The sequence below is a fragment of the Streptomyces flavofungini genome, assembly GCF_041028215.1.
Classification (GTDB): Bacteria; Actinomycetota; Actinomycetes; order Streptomycetales; family Streptomycetaceae; genus Streptomyces; species Streptomyces flavofungini_B.
This window is the reverse complement of record NZ_JASKYR010000423.1, coordinates 1-6428: the sequence shown is the minus strand read 5'-3', so window position 1 is coordinate 6428 and position 6428 is coordinate 1. Positions and strand designations below refer to the sequence as shown.

At 71.5% G+C, this 6428-nt stretch carries 4 protein-coding genes and 2 pseudogenes; 2 read left to right on the top strand and 4 right to left on the bottom strand.

Going from position 1 to position 6428, the window contains the following annotated elements; translation table 11 throughout:
• Positions 1-483: pseudogene (locus AB8Z36_RS25710) on the top strand (DUF2637 domain-containing protein); the annotation flags it as partial.
• A gap of 7 nt (positions 484-490) precedes the next feature.
• Here AB8Z36_RS25710 and AB8Z36_RS25705 read toward each other — a convergent pair.
• On the bottom strand, positions 491-700 hold the full coding sequence (locus tag AB8Z36_RS25705) for a hypothetical protein (RefSeq protein ID WP_369215754.1): 210 nt from the start codon (positions 698-700) through the stop codon (positions 491-493).
• 165 nt (positions 701-865) lie between these two features.
• A complete protein-coding gene (lysS, locus tag AB8Z36_RS25700; protein ID WP_440581994.1) occupies positions 866-2659 on the bottom strand; it encodes a lysine--tRNA ligase in 1794 nt (597 codons plus the stop codon).
• Between the two features lie 146 nt (positions 2660-2805).
• Here lysS and argS point away from each other — a divergent pair, with 146 nt between their 5' ends.
• Entirely contained in the window at positions 2806-4566 is a 1761-nt protein-coding gene (gene argS, locus AB8Z36_RS25695) for an arginine--tRNA ligase (RefSeq protein ID WP_369215752.1), read from the top strand.
• Here the strand turns inward: argS and AB8Z36_RS25690 are convergent.
• Together AB8Z36_RS25690 and AB8Z36_RS25685 are read right to left on the bottom strand one after the other, a co-directional pair.
• Positions 4544-5812, bottom strand: a complete 1269-nt coding sequence (locus AB8Z36_RS25690; RefSeq protein WP_369215751.1) for an aminotransferase-like domain-containing protein — start codon at positions 5810-5812, stop codon at positions 4544-4546. The genes argS and AB8Z36_RS25690 overlap by 23 nt on opposite strands.
• Positions 5813-5907: 95 nt before the next feature.
• Positions 5908-6428: pseudogene (locus tag AB8Z36_RS25685) on the bottom strand (transcriptional regulator); the annotation flags it as partial.

Genomic DNA, 6428 nt, shown 5'->3' with positions numbered 1-6428 from the left:
GACGCGGAACAGGCCGCCCCTGCGCCGAGCCCGTGGTTCGCGGGCAAGGACCCGCAGGAGGTGACGTACGAGGGCGGCTACGACCCCACGTACGACCCGGCCGCCGAGCACCCGCAGCCGGAGCCCGGGAGCGAGCCGGAGTTCCCGGTGCCCAACGGCTCCGGTGGCACCCGCCCCCTGGGCCCCGGCGTCCCGCACCAGGCGGAGCCCGTGCAGGCCGAGCCCGTGCAGGCGGAGGGTGTGCGGGCCGAGCCCGAGACCGTGCAGGCCGAGCCCGAGCCGCAGGCGTCACCCACCTCCGAGGAGCTCTACCAGGTCTTCCGGCAGTCCATAGCGGGCGAGGGGATGCCGACCCCGGGCGCCTTCGCGGCGAACGTGGAGGCCGCGTACGGCCTGCGTCTCCACTCCCGCCAGGTGAACAACCTCATGGACCGGTTCGCGGCCCGTCTCAACGACGAGCTGATGGAGGACCACATCGCCTGACGCCCGCTCAGCCCCTGGCCCCGGCCCGCTTCTTGCTCGTCTCGCCGTAGAGGGCGAGCACGGCGCCGACGGCGGCCATGGCCACATAGAGCGGCGTGGGGATGTCCCACCACTGGTGGAGCACGCCCAGGGGTTCGTCCCCGAAGAGGCGCCCTCCCGCGCCGAGCGCGCCCTGGATGCCGACGACCCATCCGACGATGGAGATGATTTCTTTCATACGTCCACGATCACGGACGGAGCCGGCCGTCGCGTCCTGCCCCGGACCGACCCCGGGGTAGTCCGAAGGATGCACTTCCGGGCATACGGGCATACGGAAGGGGCCCCGCTCCCGGAGGAACGAGGCCCCGTACCCGTACGGCCAGGTGCTGCGTACGGCCAGGTGCTAGGCGGAGAGCAGCTTGCGCACCCGCTCCGCGCCGACGGCGAGCAGCAGCGTGGGCAGGCGCGGTCCCGTCTCCCGGGTCACGAGCAGCCGGTAGAGCAGCGCGAAGAACGTGCGCTGGGCGACCTTGATCTCCGGCGGGAGCTCCTTGGCCGTGGCGTCGGCGGAGAAGCCCGCGCGGACCTTCGGGACGCCGTACACCAGGTGGGTCAGGCCGTCGAGGGACCAGTGCTCGTCGAGGCCCTCCAGGAGCAGCCGCAGCGAGGCGCGGGCCTCGTCGTCCAGGGACGCGAGCAGCTCGGTGTCGGGCTCGTCGCGCACGATGGTGCGGGCATCGGCCGGGACCTGGGTGGTGATCCAGTTCTCGGCGCGGTCGAGGCGGGGCCGCACCTCGTCCAGGGACGCGATCGGGTCGGACGGGTCGAGGTCGCGCAGGATGCGCAGCGTCTGGTCCTCGGCCCCGGCGGTGATGTCGGCGACCGAGGCCAGCGTGCGGTACGGCAGCGGGCGCGGGGTCTTCGGCAGCTCACCGGCGGCGGTGCGGACCGCCCTGGAGTGGGCGGAGGCGTCGGCGGGCAGCGCGGAGCCGTCGGCGACCCGGGACTCCAGCTTGTCCCACTCGTCGTAGAGCCGCTGGATCTCCTGGTCGAAGGCGATCTTGAAGGACTGGTTCGGCCTGCGGCGCGCGTACAGCCAGCGCAGCAGCGGCGCCTCCATGATCTTCAGGGCGTCGCCGGGGGTCGGGACCCCGCCCTTGGACGAGGACATCTTCGCCATGCCGGAGATGCCCACGAAGGCGTACATGGGGCCGATGGGCTGCACGCCGCCGAAGATCTGGCGCACGATCTGGCCGCCGACGACGAAGGAGGAGCCCGGGGAGGAGTGGTCGACGCCGGACGGCTCGAAGACCACGCCCTCGTACGCCCAGCGCATCGGCCAGTCGACCTTCCAGACCAGCTTGCCGCGGTTGAACTCGCTGAGCAGGACCGTGTCGCCGAAGCCGCACGCCGTGCAGGTGTAGACGAGCTCGGTGCTCTCGTCGTCGTAGGAGACGACGGTGGTCAGGTCCTTCTCGCACTGCCCGCAGTACGGCTTGTACGGGTAGTACCCGCCGGTGCCGCCGCTGCCGTCGTCCTCGGAGGCCGCGCCGGAGCCCTCGGCGGCCTCCAGCTCGGCCTCGTCCACGGGCTTCTGCTGCTGCTTTCCGCCCTTGCCGCCCTTGCCGTCCTTCGCCGGGTCCTTCTTGGTGCGGTACTGGTCGAGGATGGCGTCGATGTCGGCGCGGTGCCGCATGGCGTGCAGGATCTGCTCGCGGTAGACGCCCGAGGTGTACTGCTCGGTCTGGCTGATCCCGTCGTACTCGACTCCGAGTTCGGTGAGGGCCTCGGCCATGGCGGCCTTGAAGTGCTCGGCCCAGTTCGGGTACGCCGAGCCCGCCGGGGCGGGCACGGAGGTGAGCGGCTTGCCGATGTGCTCGGCCCAGGACTTGTCGACGCCGGGTACGCCCTCCGGGACCTTGCGGTAGCGGTCGTAGTCGTCCCAGGAGATCAGGTGGCGGACCTGGTACCCGCGCCGCCGGATCTCGTCGGCGACCAGGTGCGGGGTCATGACCTCACGGAGGTTGCCGAGGTGGATCGGGCCGGAAGGGGAGAGTCCGGAGGCCACGACGACCACCGGCGCGGCGTCGTCGGCTCGTTTCGCGCCCTGGGCACGACGCTCCGACTCGGCGATGACCTCGTCCGCGTAGCGGGAGACCCAGTCGGTGGTATCGGTGCTCTGAGCCACGATCGGCACGCCCTTCTTCTCTACGTGAGTACCGCTTGACGCTGCCATTCTCCCAGGTCGGGCCCTAACCGCGAAAACCGCTTTTCACCGCGTGGGATACTCGGTTTTCGTAGGTACAGCAAGCCACGGCACCCGAGCAGAACGGCACCCACTTCATGGCCTCGGTCACGTCCCTCACCGCCTCCGTCCACCAGCGTCTCGCTGACGCCCTTTCGGCTGCCCTGCCGGAAGCGGGCGCCGCGGACCCGCTGCTGCGACGAAGCGACCGGGCCGACTTCCAGGCCAACGGCATCCTGGCGCTCGCCAAGAAGCTGAAGGGCAACCCGCGTGAGCTGGCCACGCAGGTCGTCGCCGGGCTGACCGCCCCCGACCTGATCAAGGACGTCGAGGTCTCCGGGCCCGGCTTCCTGAACATCACGGTCACCGACGAGGCGATCACCAGGAACCTCGCGGCGCGGGCGGCGGACGGCGACCGGCTCGGCGTGCCGCTGAACCCCCGCGCGGGCACCACGGTCATCGACTACGCCCAGCCGAACGTGGCGAAGGAGATGCACGTCGGCCACCTGCGCTCGGCCGTGATCGGCGACGCGCTGCGCCACATGCTGGACTTCACCGGCGAGAAGACGATCGGGCGCCACCACATCGGCGACTGGGGCACCCAGTTCGGCATGCTCATCCAGTACCTGATCGAGAACCCCGACCAGCTCGCCCCGGCCGCCGACGTCGACGGCGAGCGGGCGATGAGCAATCTGAACCGGGTGTACAAGGCCTCGCGGGCGGTCTTCGACGCGGACGAGGAGTTCAAGGAGCGGGCCCGCAAGCGGGTCGTCGCCCTCCAGTCCGGCGACAAGGAGACGCTCGACCTGTGGCAGCGGTTCGTCGACGAGTCGAAGGTCTACTTCTACTCGGTCTTCGAGAAGCTGGGCATGGAGGTCCGCGACGAGGAGATCGTCGGCGAGTCGGCGTACAACGACATGATGGCCGAGACGGCGCGGCTCCTGGAGGAGTCGGGTGTCGCGGTCCGCTCCGAGGGCGCGCTCGTCGTGTTCTTCGACGACATCAAGGGCAAGGACGACCAGCCGGTCCCGCTGATCGTGCAGAAGGCCGACGGCGGCTTCGGGTACGCGGCGTCGGACCTCTCCGCGATCCGCGACCGTGTCGTGGACCTGCACGCCACGACCCTGTTGTACGTGGTGGACGTGCGGCAGTCGCTGCACTTCAAGATGGTCTTCGAGGCGGCCCGCCGGATGGGCTGGCTGAACGACGACGTCACGGCCCACAACATGGGCTACGGCACGGTGCTCGGCGCGGACGGCAAGCCGTTCAAGACGCGTGAGGGCGAGACGGTGCGCCTTCAGGACCTGCTCGACGAGGCGGTGCAGCGTGCCGCCGAGGTCGTGCGGGAGAAGGCGCGGGACCTGACCGAGGAGGAGATCCAGGAGCGGGCCTTCCAGGTCGGCATCGGCGCGGTGAAGTACGCGGACCTGTCCACGTCGGCCAGCCGTGACTACAAGTTCGACCTGGACCAGATGGTCTCCCTGAACGGCGACACCTCGGTCTACCTCCAGTACGCGTATGCCCGTATCCAGTCGATCCTGCGCAAGGCGGGCGAGGGCGTCCGGCCCGCCGCGCACCCGGAGCTCTCCCTCGCCCCGGCGGAGCGGGCCCTCGGCCTGCACCTGGACGCGTTCGGCGCGCTGATCGCGGACGCGACGGCGGAGTACGCGCCGCACAAGCTGGCCGCCTACCTCTACCAGCTGGCGTCGCTGTACACGACGTTCTACGACCAGTGCCCCGTGCTGAAGGCGGAGACCCCGGCGGAGGTGGAGAACCGGCTGTTCCTGTGTGACATCACGGCCCGCACGCTCCACCAGGGCATGGCCCTCCTGGGCATCAGGACGCCCGAGCGCCTCTGAGCGTCCGGCGCTCCGCGAGGGCGGCACCGAGCCGCCGCAGTCCCTCGGCGATCTCGTCGGGGGACTGCGTCACGAAGCACATCCGCAGCGTGGCCCGGTCGGGTTCCCCGGCGTAGAACGGCGCGCCCGGCACATAGGCCACGTGGTGCGCGACGACGCCGGGCAGCAGCTCGGTGGTGTCGTACCCCTCGGGCAGCCTCGCCCAGACGAACATGCCGCCCTCGGGCCTGATCCAGCCCGACCCTTCGGGCAGGGCTTCGGTGAGCCCCGCCAGCATGGTGTCCCGCCGCTCGCGGTAGATCCCCGCGACCCGGGCGACGTGGGCGTCGAGGTCGCGGTCCGCCAGGTAGCGCGCCGCGGCGAGCTGGTTGACGGTGGGCGTGTGCAGGTCGGCCGCCTGCTTGGCGACGGTGCAGGCCCGCAGCAGCGCGGCGGGGCCGCGCAGCCAGCCGAGCCGCAGCCCCGGCGCCATCACCTTGGAGAAGCTGCCGAGCAGCACGGTACGGTCCTCGGCCCCCGGGTACGTGGCGATCCAGGGCGCCCGCTCCCCCTCGAAGCGCAGCTCTCCGTACGGGTCGTCCTCGACGATCCACAGCCCGTGGCGCCCGGCCGCCGCCGCGATCCCGGCGCGCCGCTCCGCGGGGAGCGTGCGGCCGGTGGGGTTCTGGAAGGTCGGCACGGTGTAGAGCAGCTTCGGGCGGTGGGTGGTGATCAGCTCGTCGAGGGCGGCGGGGTCGATGCCCCGTTCGTCGCAGGGCACGGGGACGACGCGCGCCCCGGCGAAGGCGAAGGCCTGGAGCGCCGCGAGGTAGCAGGGGTTCTCGACGAGGACCGTGTCGCCCGGCTCTATGAGCGCGGTCGCGAGGAGCGAGAGCGCCTGCTGCGAGCCGGTGGTGATCAGTATGTCGTCGGGGTCGGTGGGAAGCCCGCGGACGGCCGTGCGCGCGGCGACGGCGGCCCGCAGCGCCGGTTCGCCCTCGGTCGTGGAGTACTGGAGGGCCCGCTCGGGCACCTCGGTGAGGACGGCGTGGAAGGCGGCCGCGACGCCCTCGGCGTCGAAGAGCCCGGGGGCGGGCAGACCGCCCGCGAAGTTGATCACCTCGGGCCTCGCGGTGACCGCGAGGATGTCCCGTACCGGCGAGCCCCCGACGGCGGCGGCACGGGCGGCGAACGCGGGTACGGGGGCGGGGCGTCGGGCCCGGTCCTCGTTGCGTCCGGTGGGCACGGGGGCGTCGGTGACGGTCATCTGCGGCTCCTTTGTTTCGGGCAGCGTAGGGAACCGTGTGCCGCTCACCGGCACCATTCCGGGATGCGGACCGGGAGCGCCGGGCGCCCCGGCCGCTACGCCGCCGGGTCCGGAACGTTGTCGTCGTCGTGGTTCGTCTTCGTCCACTTCTTGCTGTCGAGCGAGAACCCGTAGACGGGGCGGCCCTTGTCGCCGCTCGTGGCGAAGGGCCTGCCCGTGTCGTCGACGCGCACCGTGCCGTGCCGGTCGCCGCTGGACCACTCCAGCTCCAGGTACCAGCGTACGTAGCGGCTGTTGGCGGTGGCGTTGACGAAGAACGCCTCCGGGTCGTCCGCGCTCACCTTGTAGGGGAAGCCGTCGCCGCCGTCGAGCGGGGCGGGCCGTGGCACCGAGGCGTCCAGGTTCACGGCGAAGGAGTGCTTGGGCACGTTGCCGCCGCAGCCGACGCCCAGGTACCCCATCTTGTAGGTGGTCCACGAGAGCGGGGCGCTCCGCCCGGCGACGCGGACGTTCAGGGACTCCAGGACGACGGTCTCCTTGCCCGTGCCCTGCACGGTCAGCTTCACGGTCTGCCTTCCGGCGGAGACCGCGTCGTTCGCGGAGACCCAGCCGGGGG

Excerpts from the sequence above, each read along its gene's own strand:
- argS (WP_369215752.1), top strand. The coding sequence starts at position 2,806 with ATGGCCTCGGTCACGTCCCTCACCGCCTCCGTCCACCAGCGTCTCGCT.
- AB8Z36_RS25705 (WP_369215754.1), bottom strand. The coding sequence starts at position 700 with ATGAAAGAAATCATCTCCATCGTCGGATGGGTCGTCGGCATCCAGGGC.
- AB8Z36_RS25690 (WP_369215751.1), bottom strand. The coding sequence starts at position 5,812 with ATGACCGTCACCGACGCCCCCGTGCCCACCGGACGCAACGAGGACCGG.